Raw genomic sequence first — 22,848 nt, 5'->3', positions numbered from 1 at the left:
CCCTATCGTATCTTCAGACTGGCCAGGCCAATCAGGACCAGAACCACAGTGACTACCCAGAACCGCACGATAACGCGCGGTTCCGGCCAGCCTTTCAATTCAAAGTGATGGTGCAGCGGCGCCATCCGGAAAATCCGGCGACCGGTCAGGCGGAACGAGGCCACCTGCAGGATCACCGAGATGGTCTCCATCACGAAGACCCCGCCCATAATGAACAGCACAATTTCCTGGCGCACGATCACCGCCACCACACCCAGGGCTGCCCCCAGAGCCAGCGCACCCACATCGCCCATGAATACCTGGGCCGGATAGGTGTTGAACCACAGGAATCCCAGACCTGCACCAACCAGGGAGCCACAGAAAATAATCAGCTCACCGGTTCCCGGCAGATGGGGAATCAACAGGTAATTGGCGAACTGGGAATGGCCGGACACATAAGCGAAAACTGCCAGGGCCCCTGCCACCATGACCGTCGGCATGATTGCCAGACCATCAAGGCCGTCTGTCAGGTTCACCGCATTGCTGCTGCCCACAATCACGAAATAAGTGAGCAGGATGAAAAGCACCGGGCCCAGGGTCAGGGAGACGTTCTTCACAAAGGGCAGATACAGTGAGGTCTCCTGGGGCATTGCAGAGCTGAAATACAGGAATACCGCCGCACTGGCGCCAATCACCGACTGCCAGAAATATTTCCATTTCGCCGGCAGCCCCCGGGGATTGCGCTCCACCACCTTGCGATAGTCATCGACCCAGCCGATGGCACCAAACGCCATGGTGACCAGCAGGGTGATCCACACATAACGGTTGGTCAGGTCAGCCCACAACAAGGTACTGATGGCAATGGCCACCAGAATCAGCGCGCCGCCCATGGTCGGAGTACCCGCCTTGCTGAGATGGGTCTGGGGACCGTCATCCCGAACCGCCTGTCCGATCTGGTACTGGCTGAGCTTGCGGATCATCATCGGACCGATGATCAGCGAGATCAGCAGAGCCGTCAGAATCCCCAGAATCGCGCGCAGCGTCAGGTACTGAAACACCGTCAGTTCGGAGAAATATTGCGATAGAACCTCTGTCAGCCAGAGCAGCATTAGTTATTCACCTTTTCTTTAATTCCCTCCACCACGCGATCCATGGCGGAACTGCGAGAACCCTTCACCAGCACGGTGATTTCAGAATCCAGGGTACTGACGATGGCATTCACTGCCGCTTCATGGGTCGGAAACTGCTCGGTTTCCGGCCCGAATCCATCCACATAACCTTCACAACCGGGGCCCACTACCATCAAGCGGTCGATGCCCCTTTCTTTCGCGGCGGCGCCCACTTCGGCGTGCAGGGCGAGGGCATTCGGTCCCAGCTCGGCCATGGCACCAAAGACCGCCACCCGTTGGCCGGGCCGCTCAGCAAGCACTGCCACCGCGGCTTTCATGGACGCCGGGTTGGCGTTGTAACTGTCGTCGATCAGAGTCAGTCGCCGGCCCAGATCCAGCACCTGAAGGCGGCCCTTGACGGACTGGATGCCGGCCAGACCTTCTGCCAGCTGCTGATCGGTGGCGCCCAGCTCCCGGGTCGCGGCGATCGCCATCAGAGCATTACTCTGGTTGTGCTCGCCCGGAAACGGGATCGTCAGGGTGCAGGTCCAGCCGTCGGGGCCAGTCGCTGTCAGTTTCTGCCCGGCTCCGGACACTCCCGCGTCCGTGACCTTGTAATCCGCTTCCGGATGTCCGAGTCGGCTGACGCTGACCACACGCCGCTCCCCCGCCCGCGCCAGCCACTGGCCGAAAGCGGGGTCGTCCCGGTTCAGAACCACGAGGCCGCCCTTGGCAACGCCCTCGATGATCTCGCCCTTGGCCCGGACAATGTTTTCGTAGCTCCCGAACCCCTCCAGGTGGGCCTGACCGGCGTTGGTCAGGATCACCACCTGCGGTCTGGCTACCGCCACGGTATGGGCGATCTCGCCCAGGCCGCTGGCACCCAGCTCGATAGCGGCAAACCGGTGTTCGGGGGCCAGCCGGAACAACGTCAGGGGCACCCCGATGTGGTTGTTCAGGTTGCCCTCGGTTGCCAGAGTCGGCCCCATGCGCGACAGCACCGCCGCGGTCATTTCCCGGACCGTGGTCTTGCCGCTGCTCCCGGTGACAGCCACCAGTTGCACCGCGCTTTCGTTCCGGTTGCCCTCTGCAAGCCGGGCCAAGGCCTCGACGGTATCGGTCACCACCAGTTGCGGGATGGTGATACTGCTGTCTTCGGTGTCCACCACTGCCGCCACTGCTCCGGCCTCCTGTGCCTTGGCCAGGAACCGGTGCCCATCAAAATTCTCACCCCGCAGCGCAACGAACAGATCCCCTTCCGCCAGCGTCCGGGTGTCGGTCGACACCCCTTCGAACCGGACAGACTCCAGTGCCTGTGTGGCGCAACGGGCGCCAGTCCAGTCACGGGCCTCGGCCAGCGAGAAGGGGCGCATCATGCCACGCCTCCGTTGAGCTTCAGGCAATGCCGGACCTGCTCGGTGTCGCTGAACGGCAGCTTCTGACCCGCAATTTCCTGGTAGGCCTCGTGGCCCTTGCCGGCAACCAGCACCAGATCGTCCGGCCCAGCCTGGGCGATGGCACGCTGAATGGCCTCGGCGCGATCATGGATCACTGTGACCTGCTCCCGACGATCAAAGCCGGTCAGGATATCCCCGACAATGGCCTCCGGACTCTCACCTCGGGGATTGTCATCGGTAACAATGACCGCATCCGCCAGTTGTTCGGCCTCCCGTGCCATTTCCGGGCGCTTTCCGGAATCCCGGTCACCACCGCAGCCGAACACGCAGATCAGTCGACCTGCCACGTGTGGCCGAAGTGCTGACAAGGCATTTGAGAGGGCATCCGGAGTGTGGGCATAATCCACCACCACCCGCACGCCGTTATTGCCCGTAAAACGTTCCAGCCGGCCCGGCGGTGGCACCAGTCGGCCAACGGCTTCCCGGACCCGCTCCACGGGTACACCCAGGCTCAACACCGCTGACATGGCCGCCAGCACATTGCTGGCATTGAAGCTACCCATCAGGGGAACGCGGATATCGAATGCTCCCCATTCGCCATCAACTGCTGCCTCAAAGCCCTCGTCGGTCGGAAGAAACTCCTTGAGCCAGAGTTCCGTCTGGGCTTCGTGCAGGCTGTACCTGACCCGGTCGCACTTGCCTTCCAGCTGGCCATACAACTGCCGCCCGAACGGGTCATCGAAATTGATCACCGCAAAGTGCAGCTCTTCCCGTTCGAACAGCTTCGCCTTTGCCGCGCCATAGGCCTCCATCGATCCGTGGTAATCCAGGTGATCGCGGGTCAGGTTGGTGAAAACCGCCCCCGTCATGGTGAGATGGTCCACCCGGCCCTGATCGAGGGCATGGGACGACACCTCCATGGCCGCAGCCCGGCCACCCTGGCCCAGGATCCGGTACAACACCCGGTTGACCTGCACCACATCCGGGGTGGTGTGACTCGCCGGCTGAAGGGCGTCGGGCATGCCGTAGCCGAGTGTTCCGATCACGCCGCAGGGCGTTCCGGTATCCTTCAACAGGCGCGCAATGTACTGGGAGACCGAGGTCTTCCCATTGGTGCCGGTGACGCCAACCAGCCGCAGCCGTTGCGAAGGGTGCTCGAAAAAACGATCCGCTAGGCGGCCAAGCTGCTCCCGCAACCCGACCACCGGCACGATGAGCGCACCATGGTGTTCGGCACATTCACCCGCGGTGGCGGACTCCAGCAACACAACCGTCGCGCCGGCCTCGATGGCCTTGTCGACATAAAAGTCCGCCGACGTTCGCGCACCCGCCAGCGCTACGAAGGCATCTCCGGACCGGACCTCGCGGCTGTCGGTCTTCAGTCCGTGAATGGTGACATCGAATACCGACGGCACCTCGGCGATGCCATGCAACAAAGTGCTGAGTGATGCGATGCACATAGGTTTAACCTCGCTCCCCGGTCGTCGACGGCTCGCCAGGCAAGCCGGTGACTTCCAGTTCAGGCTTCACATTCAGCAGTCGCAGTGCGTCACTCATCACCCGGGCGAATACCGGGGCGGCTACCTCACCGCCGTAATATTCCCCGGACTGCGGCGCATCAACGGCCACAACGGTAACGATTCTCGGATTATCAATCGGCGCCATACCGGCAAAAATCGCCTTGTACTGGCTGTCCTCATAACCTTGGGCGCCGACGAGATGAACCGTTCCCGTCTTGCCGCCAGCGGAGTAAAAGCCGGGCTGGGCACGGGTGCCGGTTCCCTTCTCGACAACCTGCCCCAGCATTTGCCGGACTTCGTGTGTCACACCCTCGGAAAGCACCCGCTCGCCCCGGGGCGGCTCATCCACCTTGAGCAGGCTCAACGGGTACCGGATGCCACCATTGGCCAGAACCATGTATGCCTGCGCCAGTTGCAGGGCATTCACGCTCATGCCATAGCCATAGGACAGGGTGGCTTCCTCCACCGGGCGCCACTTGGGCGGAGCCGGTAACACACCGACGGCCTCGCCGGGAAAGCCTACGCCGGTGGGCTGGCCCAGCCCCAGGCGACTGTAGAGATCCCGAATCACGTCACCACCGATTTCCGAGGCGATCTTGCTGATCCCCACGTTACTGGATTTAACAATTATGCCGCTAAGATCCAGGACGCCGTAATTGCGGTGGTCACGGATGGTAAAACGGCCAAACCGGCGAAAGCCGGGGGAGGTATCGACGGTGTCACCAGGCTCGTAAAGACCGGACTCCAGAGCTGCCGCCATACTGATCGGTTTCATGGTCGAGCCAGGCTCGAACAGATCGGTAATGGCTTTGTTACGCAGGTTTTCTGCCCCCAGCTGGCTCCGGTCATTGGGGTTGTAGGAGCCCTGGTTGACCATTGCCAGAACCTCACCGGTGTCCACATCCAGCATGACCAGCGTACCCCCACGGGCCTTGTGGGCATTGACCACCGCTTTCAGCTCACGATATGCCAGGTACTGGAGACGGAGATCGAGACTCAGCTCGAGTTGCTGTCCCGGCTGGGCATCCCGGATGAGGGTCAGATCCTTGATCACCCGGCCACGGTTGTCCTTGAGCACCCGCTTACGCCCGGACTCTCCGGAGAGCCAGTCGTTGTATGCCAGCTCAATGCCTTCCTGGCCCTGCTCATCAATGTTGGTAAAACCGACAACGTGAGCGGTCACTTCCCCTGCCGGGTAGTAACGACGGTATTCCTGACGGCTATAGATGCCACTGATGTCCAGCGCCATCGCTTCCCGGGCAAGTGAGGGCTGAACCTTGCGACGCAGATAGATGAATTCGCGACCAGCATAATCCCGGAGCCGCTCACGCAACCGGGCCTCACTGATATCCAGCAGGCGCGCCAGATTGGTCAACCGGGGCTCGTCCGGATCGGCTTCCGAAGGGTTGGCCCAGATCGTCTGTACCGGGGTGCTGACCGCCAACGGTTCACCATGACGGTCGCTGATAACGCCACGATGGGCATCGATGGTCTCGACGCGGATGGTTCTCACGTCCCCCTGCTGGCGCAGGAACTCATTGTCCACGACATGCAGGTCCACGAGCCGCCACGCCAGGGCAGCAACCACCAGCAGGAAAACACCCAGCACAGTGCCGAACCGCCAGGCTTTCAGCCCTGCAGCCACGCGTTGGCCCCATGTTGTCTGTGTTCCCTGACCGGACAATTCGATCACCCTGACGTTTTGTGAATGTTGTTGTTATCGACTTACCGAATTGATGCCGGCGACATCAGCGGCACCAGGACAATATCCTCGCGGCCCGGAACAACCATCCCCAGTCGTTCCGAGGCGAGGGCTTCCACACGTCCGTGGGCGCTGAGCGCGCTCTGCTCGAGCAGCAACTGACTCCACTCCCGCTGGTACTGGTCACGCTGCGCCTGCAGTTGGGACAGTGTGTTGAACAACTCCCGGTTCTCGTGGGCGCTCACCACCACGCCGATGGACGACGCCACCAGCACAGCCATCAGCCCCAGGGAAACCAGCACCCGTTTCTGGCGCGTGGCATCAAACACCCGCTGTGAAATGCGAACCGCGGTGGCAACACCATCGCGAACCCTTTTCCTGTTCAGTTTCGCCGTCTTGACCGGTTGTTCTATGGCTACCGCGCCCATGATCACGCGCTCCCCTGCGTTTTGTCGCTTCTGTCGATTCGCTCAAGTACCCGCATTACTGCACTGCGGGCCCGGACGTTGTCACTGACTTCCTCTGCTCCGGCCTTGGCGGCTTTTCCCACCAGCCGGAAAGCCGACTGCTCCTGATCGGCGGTAACCGGAATCCCTCTGGGCAACTTCGGCCCCCGCGCCAGGTCCCGCATGAAGCGCTTGACCAGCCGGTCTTCCAGGGAGTGGAAACTGATCACCACCAGCCTGCCGCCGGGCGCCAGGCGCTCTGCGGCGGCCTGCAGACAGACCTCCAGATCCTCCAGCTCCCGATTGATGTAGATGCGGATGGCCTGGAAAGTCCGGGTCGCCGGATGCTTGTGTTTTTCCTTCTTCGGTACAGCCTCGCTGACCAGCTCCGCCAACTGCCTTGTGGTCTCGATGGGGGCCTCCTGGCGGCGCTCCACAACGAGACGGGCGATACGGCGGGAAAACCTTTCCTCTCCGTATCGCCAGATAACATTTGCGATTTCCTGTTCTTCCGCCCGGGCCAGCCACTCGGCCGCGCTGGGAGACTGGTGCGGATTCATGCGCATATCCAGCGGCCCGTCACGCATGAAACTGAAGCCCCGGGACGGATCATCCAGCTGGGGGGACGACACGCCCAGATCCAGTAGCAGACCATCGATTTCGTCCCACTCACGGCGAGCCATGGCCAGGGCCAGTTCAGCGAAGGAACCGTGGAACCAGGAGAAACGGGGATCTTCCGCCGCCAGAGACTCGGCAACCCGGATCGCTTCCGGATCCTTGTCGAAACCGAGCAGATGCCCGTTCGGACCCAGACGATCCAGGATCAGCCGGCTGTGACCGCCGCGGCCGAAAGTGCCATCCACATACCGGCCATCGGGGTCGCCAATGAGATAATCGACCGCCGAATCCAGAAGCACCGAGCGATGGGCGTAATCCGCTCCGTCCTTCTGGTTTTGTTCGGAAGTCATAGTGAAAGCGCCTCCATTTCCGGCGGCATGTCGTCGTCACCTGAAGACTCGTCCAGCCAGGCGAACCAGCGCTCCTCGCTCCAGAGCTCCAGTTTCTTGCCCTGACCAATGAGCATGAGTTTCTTCTCCAGATGGGCGTAGCTTCGAAGTGTGGGCGGAATCAGGATTCGCCCCGCGGAGTCCAGCTCCATGGGCGCAGCATTACCGAGCAACAGACGCTGCAACCGCCTGGCGGCCTTATTCATGTTGGGAAGAGCTTCAATCTTGGGGCGCAGGACCTCCCACTCAGGCTCCGGATACACCAGAAGACAGCGTTCTTCGTCGGCATTGGCCGTCACCACGATGCGACCACCACAGATCTGCGAGAGCTCCTCGCGGACCTTGGAGGGGATCGCCAGGCGACCCTTCGCATCCATGTTGATGGCATGACTGCCCAGAAAATTGCTCATTTACACCGTCTCGGGGTAGCTGAAAACCACAAAAAACCACTAGAAACCACTTTTTCCCACTTCTGCACACTATAGAAACACGCCATACACAATGCAAGCGCCGCAAATGGCGTCGGTCTTGCAAAAGTTCCTTTTATGACAAGAGGTTACGAGCGAAGATTTGTCTGGAGAGGGATATTACGGAAAAGAAACAAAAGGAAATCAAACACCTGCGGATAGTTCTGAAGATGGCAAGTTAGGTTTAAGATTTTTTGGCTATAAAGAATCAGCCTTGAGAATTGCACACTTCACAGAAAGGAAAGGCGAGCTCGCCGATAAGCCGGGTTCTGTCTTGGACAGTCATTCATCTAGGGCCTGCGTCACCACAGGCCTCAAGCAACCTACCCGAATCCAGCGCGGGCCACGCCATCGGATTCCTATTTGGTCTTGCTCCAGGTGGGGTTTACCATCGCCGTGGACTGTTGCCAGCCACGCGGTGCGCTCTTACCGCACCGTTTCACCCTTACCGGCGCCCGAAGGCGCTTAGGCGGTATACTTTCTGTTGCACTTTCCGTCGGCTCACGCCGCCCAGGCGTTACCTGGCACCTTGCCCTGCGGAGCCCGGACTTTCCTCCCCCGGCGGACCGGCGGCGACTGTCTGGCGAGCTCGGGCGTGACAATACTCTGCCCGTTCCGGCCATGCAAGGAAAACCTGCCCGGCCGGTCAGCGGTCCTTGAGCTCGAGCGCCCGCTGGTACAACTCGTTCTTGGAGCCACCGGTCAGCTCGGCAACAATCTTTGCCACCTTCTTTACCGGCAGCTCGGCCAGAAGCAATTCAAGGAGCTTGTCCACATCCAGCTGGGACTCCGCTTCACCCCGGCCTGATACCTCGGCGCCACGCACAACCATCACGAACTCCCCCTTACTGCCATGGGGGTCCGCCTCAAGTTCTGCCAGCACGCCCCCGGCGTTACCACTGTAGAACGTTTCGAAGGTTTTGGTCAGCTCACGCCCCAGCACCAGCTCGCGCTCGCTGCCCAGTACTGAGACCAGATCGGCCAGTGTGTCCAGAATCCGGTGAGGTGACTCGTAAAATACCAGCGTCGCCTGCTCTCGCTTGAGAGCTTCCAGTGCGGCTTTTCTGCCAGTGCGTTTTGCCGGCAGGAAACCGGCAAAAAGGAAACGGTCGGTAGGCAGCCCGGCTGCGCTCAGCGCTGTCACCAGAGCACAGGGGCCAGGGATCGGGCTGACCCGGATTCCCGCAGCCCTGGCCTCGCGAACCACCACATATCCCGGATCGGAGATCAGCGGCGTACCGGCATCGGAGATCAACGCCAGGTCCTTGCCCGCCTGCAACTCCTTGAGGACACGGTCGACTCGCTCACGCTCATTATGCTCGTGCAACGCAATCATTGGCTTGCTGAGCCCCAGATGCTGCAACAATCGACCGCTATGACGGGTGTCCTCGGCAGCAACGACCGCCACCGATGACAACACCTTTTCTGCCCGCGGAGACAAATCCCCAAGGTTGCCGATCGGTGTTGCCACAATATACAGGGTGCCCGGCCCACCACCTGCCGGCCCGGTTTCTTTCAAAGCGTCCGCCGTTTCTCTAGCCAATCTTTGCACCCTATGCCTTTTTTGGAGTCGGACCATGACAGCGTGGTCATGTGAATTGCCCCCGGAGCTGTTAAACTTGCCACCGTTAATGCGGCGTCTCAAGCCCAATCATCCGGAGTGAGCCAAGCTTGTCATGATCAAGAAGTCTATCAATCAGTCTGTTCTGGCCGGTTTTCTGTCGGCGTCCCTGCTGTTGTCCGGGTGCGCCAGTGTCAATCTGGACTCCCACGTTGCCCAGACCCCGAACGAAGCCCTTGAGCTTGCTGCCGGCGAAGACAACCGGACAATGGCGCAGCAATACCTGCTGCGAATTGCCAGCCGCTTCCAGAGCGCGGGCAAGCATGAAGACGCACGCACCATACTTGAAAGCAACCAGCTGGACCAGATGGCGCCGGGACTGGAAGGCGAGAAGCGCCTGTTGGCAATGACCAGCGCGACCGCTCTCGATGACAGCAAATGGGCGCAAGCCATCACGGCAGGACTCACTCCGGACGCATTCATTGGCTACGCGCCGAATCAGATGGCCACCGCGGCAGATCTTCAGGCCCGGACCTATGAGCTCGCCGGCGACCGCTTGGGCGCGGCAATGACTCTGATGATGCTGGCGCAGACCGACCCCGGGGCCGACGTACAACAACTGCATGATCGAATCTGGCAACTGCTCCAGTCCCTGTCAGACCAGGAGCTGGCCGATGCCAGCGCGAAGGCAATCGGCTACGAAAGCCAGGGCTGGCTGGAACTGGCCGCCCTGATCCGGGAACCGGGCACCAACCTGGACGAGCAGGGGCGCATCGTGCGTCGCTGGCAGAACAATTGGCCAGGACACCCGGCGGCCCAGGTTCCGCCATCGGAGCTGCAGCTGATCGCCACGCTGGCAACCAGCCGGCCGGAGAAGATTGCCCTGGCGCTGCCGCTTGAAGGCCCCTTTGCCAGCGCCGGGAAGGCTATCAGAGACGGTTTTCTCTCCGCCTATTACATGGACGAGTCCGCCGACCGGAGCGAGACCGACATTCGGGTCATCAATACTTCCGGTGAAGATTTCGCCAAGCTGTACAACGAGCTTTCATCCGGCAATTTTGACCTGATCGTTGGCCCCCTCGAGAAAGAAGCGCTCGCAAAACTTGCCACCATGAACACTCTGCCGGTTCCGGCACTGGGCCTTAACTATCTTCCCGAGGGCTCCACGCCGCCGGACGGCCTCTACCAGTATGGCCTCTCCGCGGAGGACGAGGCCCGGCAGATTGCGGATCGCCTGGTGGATCAAGACCTTGACCATGTATTGGTCCTGATTCCCCAGGGCGAGTGGGGCGACCGGGTGGAGCGCGCACTGCTTAACCAGCTGCAGGAGCGCAATGGTGTCGTCCTTGATATCGAACGGTTCTTCCCGGAAGACAACCTGCGCACGGTGACGGCAGACCTGCTTGGGATCACGGTGTCCCGAAACCGCGCTATCCAGGTTGAGCGCACCATTGGTATCGACGTGGAATTCGAAGCCCGTCGACGCCAGGATGCGGATGCCATCGTGATGGTGGCCGAGCCCACGATCGCCCGCCAGTTCAAACCACTGTTTGCCTTTTACTTCGGTGGCGACCTGCCAGTGTATTCACCTTCGATCGTCTATGGCGGCAGTCCCAACCCTACCCGTGATCGCGATCTTAACGATGTCATTTTCACCGACATCCCCTGGGTACTGGGCGAGGATAACGAGCTGCGGAACCAGGCCCGCGAACACCTCAATGGAACCCTGGGCCAGCTGGGCAGACTGTTTGCCATGGGCGCGGATGCCTGGCAACTGAGCAAGCGCCTGCCCCTGCTGCGCCAGCTGGATTCCGCCTCCATTGACGGCCAGACCGGCGTTCTGACCATGACCCGCCAGGGCAGTATCCACCGGCGCCAGCTATGGGCCCGGTTCAGAAACGGCTCACCGGAACTCCTGTCTGAGCTGCAGCCTTCCGAAGATGAGCAGGCTACGACCCGAAACCCTGACGGCGAGGACGCGCCTCAACCCGGGACAATCTGAACCAGGGGAAAACCTTCGCCATGGATGGCAAACGAGCACTGGGCAACCACTACGAGGGTGTCGCCGCACGGTATCTGCAAAGCCGCGGAGTCACGATTATCGAGAGGAATGTCTACAGCCGGGGCGGAGAAATCGACCTGATCGGCCGGGAGGGTGACACCCTGGTGTTCTTTGAAGTCCGCTTCCGCGGCGAGGGCAGCCTGACCGATCCGGCGGGCTCAATCACCTACGGCAAACAGCGCAAGCTGCTCAGGGCGGTTTCCTTTTATCTGCACCGACATGGCCTATGGAACGCCTGCAGCAGGATTGATGTAATAGGCATTGTGCCGGGGACCACCAGCAAATACCGGGTACAATGGATCAGGAACGCCATCCAGGCAGAGTAAGAAACGCAATGGACACAACCGAACAGCAAATCAGCCAGTGGTTCGCCACGCACATGGAACATACGGCCCAGGCCGCAACCACGGTAGCGCCCCAGATCGAGCCCGCCGCCGATGCCTTTGTCAGCACCCTGTTGCAGGATGGCAAGCTGATTACCTGCGCCAATGGCAATGCCAATATCCTGGCCCAGTATTTCTGTACCGCCCTGCTGAACCGCCTGGAACAGGACCGGCCGGCACTGCCCGCGATCAACCTGGGAGCGGATGCCACCACCTACTCTGCCATTTGCCGGGATAACCGCTTCAATGACACCTTTTCACGACAGGTTCGCGCCATCGGAAAGCCCGGGGATCTTCTGTTCGTGGTGGTGGATGATGGCCACAAGGCCAACCTGATCCAGGCGATACAGGCTGCCCACGACCGGGAAATGCAGGTGGTGGTACTCAGTGCCCGGGAAAAATCCGACATCACGTCTCTGCTTCACCCCGAAGACCACGAGATTGCCCTGAACAATCTCGATCCGGCGGAGGCAACGCCGCTGCTTCTTATGATTATCAACACGCTTTGCCGGCTGGTGGACGCCAAGCTTTTCGGAGGATAAAAAAAAGCCAGCTTGCGCTGGCTTTTCGGATAGAACGGAAGAGTCGATTCACTTAACCACTTTCAGGGTTGGCCTGCCTGACGGACGCTCATCCGGGCCGCCTTGCGAGCGCCCATCGTCCTTGTCACCGGGACCGTCCGGATCCGGGGTGCCCGGCTCACTACCGAACACCATGCCCTCGCCATTTTCCTTGGCGTAGATAGCCATCACCGCCTGAAGCGGAATAAAGACCTGCATCGGAACGCCGCCGAAGCGGGCACTGAACTCCAGTGCGCCATTACCGATAACCAGGCCCCGAACTGCTCCAGGGCTGATGTTCAGCACAATCTGGCCATTGGCCACATGTTCTGTCGGTACCTGGACTCCCTGAACACCCGCGTCCACGACAATATAGGGCGTACAGTCATTGTCCAGAATCCATTCGTTAAAGGCCCGCACCAGGTACGGCCGACTGGATGTCATGGCGATCTTGTTGTCAGGCACTACCTACTCCTGCCCCGTTAACCGGGTTTGCCGAAAATCAGCTGCGAATATCTTCTTCCAGATCAGACAGGCTTGCCTTGAAGCCTTCACGGGCGAAGATGCTGTCCATGTATTTCTGGATCGGTTTCGCCTGCTTTTCATTCAGCTCGATACCCAGCGCCGGCAGGCGCCAGAGGATCGGAGCAATACAGCAATCGACGATGGTGAACTCCTCGGAGAGGAAGAACGGCATCTCGCCGAACAGCGGCGCGGTTGCGAGCAAGCTCTCACGGAGTTCCTTACGGGCAACCTCGGATGCCTTGGCATTGGGCTGAGCCAGGATCTGGTCCACCAGGCCACACCAGTCTTTCTGGATCCGATGGATCATCAGACGACTATTGGCCCGCGCCACCGGATAGACCGGCAGTAAAGGCGGGTGCGGGAAGCGCTCGTCCAGGTACTCCATCATGATATTGGGCTCGTAGAGCACCAGATCCCGATCCACCAGCGTCGGCAGGGCGTTGTACGGATTCAGGTCGGCCAGTTCCGCCGGCGGATTGTCCGGGTCCACATCCACTATATCAACGGTAACGCCCTTCTCTGCCAGGACAATACGCACCCGGTGACTGTAATGACTGGCCGGATCAGAGAAAAACGTCATTGATGACCGCTTGGTCACAACGCCCATAGAACTACCTCACGAGTAAACAAACCGAAATAACCCTGAAGAAACGCAAAAATCCAGCGGGCCCTAAAGAGCCCGCTGGAATTCAGGAAACGGGATTATACCCTATTTCTCAGTGTACGTCCTTCCAGTACTCACGATTGAGCAGGTACGCGAAGACGAAGAAGATCGCCACGAAGATCAGAACGAAGATACCCAGGCGCTCACGCTCAACCCGGACCGGGTCTGCCATATAGGACATGAAGTTGGTCAGGTCGTACATGGCCTGGTTGAATTCCGCCTCGGTCATGGAACCTTCGCTTGCGTACTGCGGACAGAGATCGCCGTTGTTGATGTTGCCGCTGAGCGGTTCAACGGAGGCTTCAACCCCGACATTCGGGTGAACGGCACACAGACCCTGCAGCTCCACCATCACATGGGGCATACCCACATTCGGGAAGACGACGTTATTCACACCCAGCGGGCGACTCTCATCCTTGTAGAAACCACGCAGATAGGAATAGACCCAGGATTCACCACGCAGGCGGGTTTCCAGAGTCAGATCGGGTGGCGGTGCACCAAACCAGCCCGCCGCCATATCCTTGCTCATGGAGTTCTTCATCAGCTCGCCAATCTTGGCGCCGGTGAAGATCAGGTTCTCCTCATACAGCTCCTGAGGAATACCAAGGTCATCGGCCACACGCTTGTAACGGGCGTATTCCATGGAGTGGCAACCCATGCAGTAGTTCGTGAACAGGGTCACCCCCCGCTGCAGGGATTCCTTGTTGGTGTGATCCGTCTCGATATGGTCGAGCGGAACTGCGCCGCCGGCTGCCAGCCCGAGAGCCGGCAGGACTGCGAAAACGAGACCAAAAATCAGCTTTCTCATTACCCTGTCACCCTCTCTGGTACTGGCTTGGTTTTCTCCATGCGCGTATAGAACGGCATCAGAATGAAGTACAGGAAGTACAGCACGGTCAGGATCTGCGCGACCATGGTGCGACCTTCTGTTGCCGGAACCAGGCCGAGGTAGCCCAGGATCACGAAGCTGACAGCAAAGATCGCCAGGGCAATCTTGCTCAACCAGCCCTTGTAGCGGATGGACCGGACCGGACTGCGGTCAAGCCAGGGCAGCACAAACAGGATAGCGATAGCACCACCCATCACGACCACACCCCAGAACTTGGCCGGCAGGCCGAACAGGTCGATGGTGACTGCACGCAGCATCGCGTAGAACGGTGTGAAATACCAGACCGGTGCGATGTGAGCAGGCGTCTTCAAGGGGTTCGCCGGTTCGAAATTCGGTTTTTCGAGGAACAGCCCACCCATCTCCGGGAAGAAGAACACCACAATGAAGAAGATGAAGAAGAACACGGCCACGCCTAGCAGGTCGTGAACGCTGTAGTACGGGTGGAACGGGATACCGTCTTTCGGGATGCCGTTCTCGTCCTTGTTCTTCTTGATATCAATACCATCCGGGTTGTTGGAACCAACCTCGTGCAGCGCCAGGATGTGCAGCACCACCAGGCCCAGCAGAACGATCGGCAGTGCAACCACGTGCAGGGCGAAGAAACGGTTCAGGGTAATACCGGAAATCAGGTAGTCACCACGAATCCACAGGGACAGGTCTTCACCGATCACCGGAATGGCACCGAACAGGTTAACGATAACCTGGGCACCCCAGTAGGACATCTGGCCCCAGGGCAGCAGGTAGCCCATGAAGGCTTCGGCCATCAGCACCAGGTAGATCAGCATCCCGAAGATCCAGATCAGCTCACGGGGCTTCTGGTACGAGCCGTACATCAGACCGCGGAACATGTGGAGGTAAACCACGATGAAGAAGGCCGAAGCACCGGTCGAGTGTAGATAGCGGAGCAGCCAGCCCCACTCCACATCACGCATGATGTACTCAACGGACGCAAAGGCTCCCTCGGCGGAGGGGTTGTAGCTCATGGTCAGCCAGATACCGGTCACCAGCTGGTTGACCAGTACAAGCATGGCCAGGGAGCCAAAGAAGTACCACACGTTGAAGTTTTTCGGCGCGTAATACTTGGCCAGGTGTTTGTTCCAGGCATCAACGATCGGGAGACGGTCGTCTACCCACTGAATGAGTTTCTGCATTACGCTGCCTCCGGATCAAGACCAACGGTGAGAGTCGACTCGTCATCGAACCGATACGGCGGCACTTCGAGGTTCAGGGGCGCAGGCTGCGCTTCATAAACCCGGCCAGCCAGGTCGTAGCGGGAGCCGTGGCACGGACAGAAGAGGCCACCGAGCCAGCTCTCACCGAGATCAGCGGGGGCCACTTCAGGACGATAGGAAGGGACACATCCCAAGTGTGTGCAGAGGCCAACCAGCACGGCAAACTCGGGCTTGAGGGCCCGGTAGATACCGTCGATGTAGGGGGGCTGTTGGGGAGCTTCCGACTGCGGATCCTTCACCACGTCGTTCAGCTTCTCGATATTCTCCAGCATTTCCGGAGTGCGGCGGATGATCCAGACCGGCTTACCGCGCCACTCAACGGTGATCTGCTGGCCTGGTTCAATCTTGCTGATATTGACGGTTACCGGTGCACCCGCTGCTTCCGCCTTGGCACTGGGATTCCAGGATGCCACGAAAGGAACTGCTGCACCGACGACGCCGACTCCACCCACCACGGACGTAGCGCCGATCAGAAACCGGCGCCGGCCTTGGCTCACGTCGCCATTACTCATTATGGTTTTCTCCCATCAGGCGATGTCACAGCCCGCCCAAAAGCCGGCAATGTGCATCTTAAAGGACTTCACAACCCAAAAATATAAGCGCCCAAATGGTAATGAAATTGCCATGGGCTTACAAGTCGGAAAGGCGCCTCGCGCGGTGCTTCCCTGTTCCAGATCAATTTGTTGGCAAGTCGCTGGGACACAAAAAAAACCCGGCCAGAGAGGACCGGGTTTTTTCGCATTCCGCAAGCAGAATTAACGCTTGGAGAACTGCGGACGCTTACGCGCCTTGCGCAGACCAACCTTCTTACGCTCGACTTCACGTGCGTCACGGGTAACGTAACCCGCCTTGCGCAGTGCCGGGCGCAGAGTCTCGTCGTAGTCCATCAGGGCACGGGTCAGACCGTGGCGAATAGCGCCGGCCTGGCCACTGGTACCACCACCCTTGACGGTGATGTTAATGTCGAAACGATCGGTAGACTCGGCAACCACCAGCGGCTGACGAACGATCATGCGCAGAGTCTCACGACCGAAGAACTGCTCGATGGTGCGACCGTTGATAGTGATGTTACCGCTACCCGGCTTGATAAAGACGCGAGCCGTGGAGTTCTTGCGGCGACCAGTACCGTAATTTTGTGCTACAGACATATCCGCCTTCCGTTAAATGTCGAGTTCTTTGGGCTGCTGGGCTGCATGGGGATGCTCAGCGCCGGCGTAGACTTTCAGCTTCTTGAACATGGCACGGCCGAGCGGGCCTTTCGGAAGCATGCCTTTGACAGACTTCTGGATGATTTGCTCGGGAGCCTTGTCTACCAGCTTCTCGAAATTGATGGACTTGATTCCACCCGGAAAGCCGGTGTGGCTGTAGTACATCTTTGCAGATGCCTTTTTGCCGGTAACCTGCACCTGGCTGGCATTGATTACAACGATGTAGTCGCCAGTGTCCACGTGAGGGGTATACTCAGGCTTATGCTTGCCCCGCAGACGACGGGCGATTTCGGTTGACAGACGACCCAGCGTCTTGCCGGCTGCGTCTACAACGTACCAGTCACGTTTTACTGTTTCTGGTTTCGCACTCAGAGTCTTCATTGATTCCGCCTTGAACGCTATAAAAGAAACGTTAAAAACCACCACCGGTAAATGCAAGGCATCCGGAGGAGGTTCATACCTGTAATGTTGGCAGTGACACCATTCGGGGCTGAGATAGTGACATCGCCTTGAAAAGCCAGGGCGCGAAGTATACTCGAACCCACAGGGAAAACCAACCCCGACCCGCCTTGTTTCGCTATTCCCTTATTCTGGCAGATCGCCGCCGGTCCAGCCATAGAGCGAACAGGCATTGGCGAGTAATTCCGGCGCAATTTCTGACGCACTCACGCCCCGGAGAGTCGCCAGCGTCTCGAGTATCCGCGGCAGATAGACCGGTGAGTTCTGCCCGGGCCCCACACCCGCCGGTGACATATCCGGCGCGTCCGTTTCCAGCACCAGGCAATCCAGCGGCAGCCGCGCGACCGTGTCCCAGGTCTTGCGGGCGGGATCATGGGTGATCAATCCGCCAATGCCGATGTAACAGCCCACATCCACCAGCTTGGCGGCCTGCTGGAAGCTGCCTGAAAAGCCGTGGATCAGCGCCCGCCCCGACCAGTTGGCCCGGCGGAGGGTGGCATGGACCTCATCATGGGTCTTTACCGAGTGGATAATCAGGGGAAGATCCAGCCTCGCGGCTATGGCCACCTGACGCTCGAACCAGGGCTGCTGCTCATCCAGCGCTCCGTGCAGGCGATCCAGACCGCATTCACCGAGACCGACACAACGCTCAGGCCGCTCCGCCAACTGATCCTCAAGGGCCTGGAGATCTCCTTCGCTGTGCTCCTGCACAAACCAGGGATGAATCCCCAGGCAGTACCACAGGCCCGTGTGAGCGCAGGCAACCTCCCGGACCCTTGACCAGTCCGCCTTGCGAACCCCGGGGATCACGACACCCAGAACGCCGACTGCCCGGGCCTCGCCCAGCACTTGCGCTCGCTGACCGTCGAAACGGGGAAAATCAAAGTGGCAATGGGCGTCGATCATTCTCATGCTCACCTCCGCCCGGCACCGATTCAGTGTTCCCGGGTTTTCTGGAACCGGATATCCGGGTAACGCTCCTGGGCCAGGTTCAGGTTGACCATGGTCGGCGCGATGTAGGCCAGGCGGTCACTGCCATCAAGGGCAAGATAGTCGTTGTTCTTGCGCTCGAACTCATCCAGCTTACGCTCGTCATCGCAGCCGACCCACCGGGCCGTGGCCACGTTGATGGGCTCATAGACTGCATCCACCTTGTATTCGCTCTTCAGGCGAGCCACCACCACATCGAACTGGAGCACACCAACCGCACCCACGATCAGGTCGTTGCTCTTCAGCGGCCGGAATACCTGGACCGCGCCCTCTTCGGACAACTGGATCAGGCCCTTCTGCAACTGCTTGGCCTTAAGGGGGTCCTTGAGCCGGATGCGCCGGAACAGCTCCGGGGCGAAGTTCGGGATGCCGGTAAACTTCATGTCCTCGCCAGCGGTGAAGGTATCACCCAGCTGGATGGTGCCGTGGTTATGCAGGCCGATGATATCCCCGGCAAAGGCCTCTTCGGCATGCTCCCGGTCGCCGGCCATGAAGGTCAGGGCATCGGAAAAGCGGACATCCTTGCCAATGCGGACATGACGAGCCTTCATCCCCTGGGCGTACTTGCCGGAGACAATGCGCAGGAAGGCGATCCGGTCCCGATGTTGGGGATCCATGTTGGCCTGGATCTTGAAAACAAAACCGGAAAAGCCGTCCTCGGTGGGCTCGACCAGACGCTGGTCCGTCTCCCGCGGCTGGGGCTCCGGCGCCCACTCCACCAGACCGTCCAGCATGTGATCAACGCCGAAGTTACCCAGGGCGGTACCGAAGAACACCGGAGTCAGCTCACCGGCCAGGAAGGCCTCCTGGTCGAATTCGTGGGATGCGCCCTTGACCAGTTCGATCTCGTCCCGGAGATCGGACGCATAGGCACCGATCGCTTCATCCAGCTCAGGGTTGTCGAGGCCCTTGATGATGCGCTTCTCCTGGATGGTATGGCCCTGCCCCGACTGGTACAGCACCACCTCGTCGCGCAGCAGGTGATACACACCCTTGAAGTTCTTGCCCATGCCGATCGGCCAGGTCACCGGCGCGCAGGCAATCTTGAGAACCTCCTCCACTTCGTCCATCAGCTCCACCGGGTCCCGGGTATCGCGATCGAGCTTGTTCATGAAGGTCAGGATCGGCGTATCCCGTAAGCGGGTGACCTCCATGAGCTTTATGGTCCGTTCCTCGACACCCTTGGCGCTGTCGATCACCATCAGGCAGGAGTCCACAGCGGTCAGGGTACGGTAGGTATCCTCCGAGAAATCCTCGTGACCCGGGGTGTCCAGCAGGTTGACCAGTTTGCCTCCATACGGGAACTGCATCACGGAAGTGGTCACCGAAATGCCCCGCTCCTTCTCCATCTCCATCCAGTCGGACTTGGCGTGCTGACCGGATTTCTTGCCCTTGACCGTACCGGCTTTCTGGAGCGCCTGCCCGAACAGCAGCACCTTCTCGGTGATGGTGGTCTTACCGGCGTCCGGGTGAGAAATAATGGCGAAAGTACGGCGCTTGGCCACTTCCTGGGAAAGATTCGACATAGTGTAATTAGAGCTCGGAATCGGAGGATTTTGAAAACCCGGTATTATAAGCCGTAAGGGCCCACCCCGTGAACAGCACCGCGGTGATCACTTACTCTCCAGCGGGAGAGTCATGACCCTGGCGTCCTCCCGGCCCTGGGCAGCCGGATAGTAGCCGGGGCGCAGCCCGATCTCTTCGAACCCGGCGCTGGTATAGAGCTGTTCGGCAGCACGATTGGTCACCCGGACCTCGAGCAGGACCTGGACCATGCCATCGTCCCCGGCCTGGCCCACCAGGTGCTCGAGCAAGTAGCGCCCCGCGCCGCAACCCCGGCTGTCCGGGTGCACGCACAGGTTCAGCAAGTGGGCCTCATCCACCAGATACGCAACCACCGCGTATCCGAGAAGAGAATCCTCTTTGCAAAGCGCCCACAGGCGATAATTGTCCTTGAAGCAGTCCAGGAAGACCGCTTCGCTCCAGGGATGGGAATAGCCCTGGCGTTCGATTTCCAGCACCCGGGAAAGATCGGAATGGGACAGGGCCCGAATTTCGAGAGCAGGCCTGTCCGCACCTGCGAACGCTGGTCGATTATTCATGGGCATCAGGCAAACGGCTTGAGAAGCTGCCAGAGCTTCTTCTTCAGCTCGGGATTCCCGGCGAGTTCCGCCAAAGTATGGGGGAAAACCAGTTCCGGCTTCCGCCCGAGGGCCTGGGCAAACCAGTGCTCTACCCCGGATTGATCGCCGGAATCCGGAACGCCCAGGAGAATCACCTGCTGAGCTTCGACCGGCTCAAGCACGCCCCTGAGCACATCGATCAGATCCGCCAGACGATTTCCCGGAATCAGCGGATTATTGAATACCGGCCACAGAACCGGGCCGAGTTCCCGGGCTTCCTGATCACCAACGCTCTTTAGGATATTGCCCGCCAGGGTCTCCTGCAGACGCAAGCTCGCCTCGCCGGACAGATCTGTTACCAGCACAAACCGGCCACCAACCCACAACCGGAGATTCAACTTTTGCCGGAATGGCGCGGCTTCGGACTCACCGGTGGACCGGCGGGTGTCATTCCCCGTGGTCGCAGCTTCCTGCACTGACAGTGCTTCAGGGCGGGTGGCTGGAGGTGTCGCGCTGGCACCGGAGGATTCTGGCGTTGATGCCTCCATCAGCGACTGGAGATTGACTGCCCGGGCAGGCTTCGCACTCTTCCCGGAAGCCTTCCTGGATACCCCTGGGGCGATTTGCGCTCTCGGCTCAGTCGCAGCGGGGAGTTCCTCAGGGGAAGACGTGACTTCCTCCGGGAATTCAAACGCCGGACTCGGGGCGGCACCAGGCAGAGGTGACCGGGCGTACCAGAGGCTTACACCGGCCACTCCCAGGTAGAACTGACGCTCTGCTTCGGTATGGATCATCACACTACCCGCGGCTTATACATCCGCCACTTGCGGATGCTGACGGATACCACCCCGGCTGATCAGGTTCAGCGCTTCGATATAGGCCTTGGCCGAGGCAATGATGATATCGGTATCCGCACCGACACCATTGACGATGCGGCCGCCCCGCTCCAGGCGCACGGTCACTTCGCCCTGGGCATCCGTACCACTGGTGATGGCGTTGACCGAATACAGCTGAAGGTTACAGCCGGAATCCACCAGGGACTCGATCGCCTTGAAGGTGGCATCCACCGGACCACTGCCCTCGGCCTCTACCTTGTGCTCCTTTCCTTCCACCGTAAGGGTCAGACTGGCCGTCGGCACTACGCCGGTTTCGGAACACACCTGCATGCAGACCAGTCCATAGGGGCCTTCCTCTTCCTTCTGACGGGTATCGCTGGCAATAGCCTGCAGATCCTCATCGAAGATTTCATGTTTGAGGTCGGCCAGGGCCTTGAACCGGGTAAAGGCTTCGTTCAGCTCGGTCTCGGTCTCGAACTGGATACCCAGCTCCAGCAGTCGGGTACGGAACGCGTTGCGACCGGAGTGCTTGCCCAGCACCAGGCTATTAGTGTGCCACCCTACATCCTGGGCCCGCATGATTTCATAGGTTTCCCGATGCTTGAGAACACCGTCCTGGTGAATACCGGACTCATGGGCGAAGGCATTCGCACCCACGATGGCCTTGTTCGGCTGAACCGGGAAACCGGTGATGGTGGAGACCAGTCGGGATGCGGGGACGATATGCTGGGTATCAATCCTGGTATCGATATTGAACAGGTCCTGACGGGTACGAACCGCCATAACGATCTCTTCAAGAGCGGCGTTGCCGGCGCGCTCACCAAGGCCGTTGATGGTGCATTCCACCTGACGAGCACCACGGGTTACCGCGGCCAGGGAATTGGCGACGGCCAGGCCCAGATCGTTATGGCAGTGCACCGAGAAGATCGCCTTGTCCGCGTTCGGTACCCTGTTCATGATCTGGTGGATGGTTTCACCGAACTGTTCCGGGATCGCATACCCCACGGTATCGGGAATATTGATGGTACGAGCGCCGGCATCGATGGCGGCCTCGATAATGCGGCACAGGAAATCCAGCTCTGAACGTCCGGCATCCTCGCAGGAGAACTCGACGTCATCTACGTGGCTGCGAGCACGCTTCACGGCTCGTACCGCCTGCTCCACGACTTCGTCCGGCTCCATCTGGAGCTTGTGCTTCATGTGAATCGGAGAGGTGGCAATGAAGGTATGGATTCGGCCACGCTCGGCAGGCCGGATGGCTTCTGCAGCCCGATCAATATCATTGTCGAGCGCACGCGCCAGACTGCAAACCGTGGATTCCCTGATGTTCTCGGCAATCTGCTTCACGGCATCGAAGTCGCCCTGACTGGCGATCGCAAAACCCGCCTCGATGACATCAACACGCAGTTTCTCGAGGGCCTTCGCAATGCGGAGTTTTTCCGCCTTATTCATGGTCGCGCCCGGGCTCTGTTCGCCGTCACGGAGGGTGGTATCAAAAATGACCAGATGATCAGTTGCGGCCATTGGCAGGGCTCCCGTCAGAAACTTTGGTGTGGTTTTGGGAGTGAGTATATCACTTCTCCCGAACCGGAAATAAAAAACCCCCAACGGCGAAGCCGCTGGGGGTTTTGGTATTAGGAGCCTGACGATGACCTACTCTCACATGGGCAACGCCACACTACCATCGGCGCAGGTCTGTTTCACTTCTGAGTTCGGGATGGGATCAGGT

Annotated in this window: 23 protein-coding genes, 1 rRNA gene and 1 other RNA gene; 3 read left to right on the top strand and 22 right to left on the bottom strand. The window is 59.8% G+C overall.

Going from position 1 to position 22,848, the window contains the following annotated elements:
• Window positions 1-2: 2 nt before the first annotated feature.
• The 9 genes from mraY to rsmI all read right to left on the bottom strand — a co-directional run bounded on the left by mraY (window position 3) and on the right by rsmI (window position 9,146).
• Window positions 3-1,088: a phospho-N-acetylmuramoyl-pentapeptide-transferase gene (gene mraY, locus DET50_RS00125; RefSeq protein ID WP_113860883.1), complete on the bottom strand. Its 1,086-nt coding sequence runs from the start codon at window positions 1,086-1,088 to the stop codon at window positions 3-5.
• Window positions 1,088-2,464, bottom strand: coding sequence for a UDP-N-acetylmuramoyl-tripeptide--D-alanyl-D-alanine ligase (locus DET50_RS00120; protein ID WP_113860882.1), 1,377 nt, complete (start codon window positions 2,462-2,464; stop codon window positions 1,088-1,090). The genes mraY and DET50_RS00120 overlap by 1 nt, the downstream gene beginning before the upstream one ends.
• Entirely contained in the window at window positions 2,461-3,945 is a 1,485-nt protein-coding gene (locus tag DET50_RS00115; protein WP_113860881.1) for a UDP-N-acetylmuramoyl-L-alanyl-D-glutamate--2,6-diaminopimelate ligase, read from the bottom strand. Before DET50_RS00115 ends, DET50_RS00120 begins: the two co-directional genes overlap by 4 nt.
• Before the next feature lie 4 nt (window positions 3,946-3,949).
• On the bottom strand, window positions 3,950-5,689 hold the full coding sequence (locus DET50_RS00110; protein WP_113860880.1) for a peptidoglycan D,D-transpeptidase FtsI family protein: 1,740 nt from the start codon (window positions 5,687-5,689) through the stop codon (window positions 3,950-3,952).
• 41 nt (window positions 5,690-5,730) lie between these two features.
• On the bottom strand, window positions 5,731-6,135 hold the full coding sequence (gene ftsL / locus DET50_RS00105; protein ID WP_113860879.1) for a cell division protein FtsL: 405 nt from the start codon (window positions 6,133-6,135) through the stop codon (window positions 5,731-5,733).
• 2 nt (window positions 6,136-6,137) lie between these two features.
• The gene (gene rsmH, locus DET50_RS00100; RefSeq protein WP_113860878.1) at window positions 6,138-7,121 is read right to left on the bottom strand and encodes a 16S rRNA (cytosine(1402)-N(4))-methyltransferase RsmH; all 984 of its coding nucleotides are present in this window, start codon (window positions 7,119-7,121) and stop codon (window positions 6,138-6,140) included.
• On the bottom strand, window positions 7,118-7,570 hold the full coding sequence (gene mraZ / locus DET50_RS00095) for a division/cell wall cluster transcriptional repressor MraZ (protein WP_113860877.1): 453 nt from the start codon (window positions 7,568-7,570) through the stop codon (window positions 7,118-7,120). Before mraZ ends, rsmH begins: the two co-directional genes overlap by 4 nt.
• A 299-nt stretch (window positions 7,571-7,869) precedes the next feature.
• An RNA gene (rnpB, locus tag DET50_RS00090) (RNase P RNA component class A) lies at window positions 7,870-8,219 on the bottom strand.
• A 54-nt stretch (window positions 8,220-8,273) separates the two neighbouring features.
• The gene (gene rsmI / locus DET50_RS00085; RefSeq protein ID WP_258546026.1) at window positions 8,274-9,146 is read right to left on the bottom strand and encodes a 16S rRNA (cytidine(1402)-2'-O)-methyltransferase; all 873 of its coding nucleotides are present in this window, start codon (window positions 9,144-9,146) and stop codon (window positions 8,274-8,276) included.
• Window positions 9,147-9,303: 157 nt separating this feature from the next.
• Between rsmI and DET50_RS00080 the strand changes: the two genes are divergently transcribed.
• The 3 genes from DET50_RS00080 to DET50_RS00070 are packed head-to-tail and all read left to right on the top strand — an operon-like array spanning window position 9,304 to window position 12,175.
• On the top strand, window positions 9,304-11,190 hold the full coding sequence (locus DET50_RS00080) for a penicillin-binding protein activator (RefSeq protein WP_113860876.1): 1,887 nt from the start codon (window positions 9,304-9,306) through the stop codon (window positions 11,188-11,190).
• A 20-nt stretch (window positions 11,191-11,210) separates the two neighbouring features.
• Complete coding sequence (locus tag DET50_RS00075) at window positions 11,211-11,576, top strand: YraN family protein (RefSeq protein WP_113860875.1); 366 nt, start codon at window positions 11,211-11,213, stop codon at window positions 11,574-11,576.
• An 8-nt stretch (window positions 11,577-11,584) separates the two neighbouring features.
• A complete protein-coding gene (locus tag DET50_RS00070; RefSeq protein ID WP_113860874.1) occupies window positions 11,585-12,175 on the top strand; it encodes a D-sedoheptulose-7-phosphate isomerase in 591 nt (196 codons plus the stop codon).
• A gap of 48 nt (window positions 12,176-12,223) precedes the next feature.
• Here the strand turns inward: DET50_RS00070 and DET50_RS00065 are convergent, their stop codons facing one another.
• The 13 genes from DET50_RS00065 to rrf form a co-directional block, all read right to left on the bottom strand.
• Window positions 12,224-12,637 carry a ClpXP protease specificity-enhancing factor gene (locus tag DET50_RS00065; protein WP_113861236.1) on the bottom strand — a complete coding sequence of 138 codons (414 nt, stop codon included), beginning with the start codon at window positions 12,635-12,637 and terminating at the stop codon, window positions 12,224-12,226.
• A 58-nt stretch (window positions 12,638-12,695) separates the two neighbouring features.
• A complete protein-coding gene (locus DET50_RS00060) occupies window positions 12,696-13,325 on the bottom strand; it encodes a glutathione S-transferase N-terminal domain-containing protein (protein WP_092005355.1) in 630 nt (209 codons plus the stop codon).
• Window positions 13,326-13,434: 109 nt separating this feature from the next.
• Window positions 13,435-14,190 (bottom strand): cytochrome c1, encoded by a 756-nt coding sequence (locus DET50_RS00055; protein WP_113860873.1) that lies wholly within the window; start codon window positions 14,188-14,190, stop codon window positions 13,435-13,437.
• Window positions 14,190-15,422: a cytochrome b gene (locus DET50_RS00050; protein WP_113860872.1), complete on the bottom strand. Its 1,233-nt coding sequence runs from the start codon at window positions 15,420-15,422 to the stop codon at window positions 14,190-14,192. Before DET50_RS00050 ends, DET50_RS00055 begins: the two co-directional genes overlap by 1 nt.
• Window positions 15,422-16,015, bottom strand: coding sequence for a ubiquinol-cytochrome c reductase iron-sulfur subunit (petA, locus tag DET50_RS00045; protein WP_113860871.1), 594 nt, complete (start codon window positions 16,013-16,015; stop codon window positions 15,422-15,424). Before petA ends, DET50_RS00050 begins: the two co-directional genes overlap by 1 nt.
• A gap of 243 nt (window positions 16,016-16,258) precedes the next feature.
• Window positions 16,259-16,651: a 30S ribosomal protein S9 gene (gene rpsI, locus DET50_RS00040; RefSeq protein ID WP_092005367.1), complete on the bottom strand. Its 393-nt coding sequence runs from the start codon at window positions 16,649-16,651 to the stop codon at window positions 16,259-16,261.
• 12 nt (window positions 16,652-16,663) lie between these two features.
• On the bottom strand, window positions 16,664-17,092 hold the full coding sequence (gene rplM, locus DET50_RS00035) for a 50S ribosomal protein L13 (RefSeq protein ID WP_008937175.1): 429 nt from the start codon (window positions 17,090-17,092) through the stop codon (window positions 16,664-16,666).
• 204 nt (window positions 17,093-17,296) lie between these two features.
• The gene (locus DET50_RS00030) at window positions 17,297-18,082 is read right to left on the bottom strand and encodes a TatD family hydrolase (protein ID WP_113860870.1); all 786 of its coding nucleotides are present in this window, start codon (window positions 18,080-18,082) and stop codon (window positions 17,297-17,299) included.
• Window positions 18,083-18,105: 23 nt separating this feature from the next.
• Complete coding sequence (prfC, locus tag DET50_RS00025) at window positions 18,106-19,686, bottom strand: peptide chain release factor 3 (protein ID WP_113860869.1); 1,581 nt, start codon at window positions 19,684-19,686, stop codon at window positions 18,106-18,108.
• Between the two features lie 87 nt (window positions 19,687-19,773).
• Window positions 19,774-20,262, bottom strand: coding sequence for a ribosomal protein S18-alanine N-acetyltransferase (gene rimI / locus DET50_RS00020; protein WP_113861235.1), 489 nt, complete (start codon window positions 20,260-20,262; stop codon window positions 19,774-19,776).
• 5 nt (window positions 20,263-20,267) lie between these two features.
• On the bottom strand, window positions 20,268-21,077 hold the full coding sequence (locus tag DET50_RS19335; protein WP_147252187.1) for a 2-isopropylmalate synthase: 810 nt from the start codon (window positions 21,075-21,077) through the stop codon (window positions 20,268-20,270).
• A gap of 15 nt (window positions 21,078-21,092) precedes the next feature.
• The gene (locus DET50_RS00010; RefSeq protein WP_113860867.1) at window positions 21,093-22,643 is read right to left on the bottom strand and encodes a 2-isopropylmalate synthase; all 1,551 of its coding nucleotides are present in this window, start codon (window positions 22,641-22,643) and stop codon (window positions 21,093-21,095) included.
• Window positions 22,644-22,759: 116 nt separating this feature from the next.
• A 5S ribosomal RNA gene (gene rrf / locus DET50_RS00005) occupies window positions 22,760-22,848 on the bottom strand; the annotation flags it as partial.

It is taken from the genome of Marinobacter pelagius (assembly GCF_003315345.1).
In the GTDB taxonomy this organism is placed as follows: Bacteria; Pseudomonadota; Gammaproteobacteria; order Pseudomonadales; family Oleiphilaceae; genus Marinobacter; species Marinobacter pelagius_A.
This window is presented reverse-complemented; position numbering and strand designations above follow the sequence as displayed.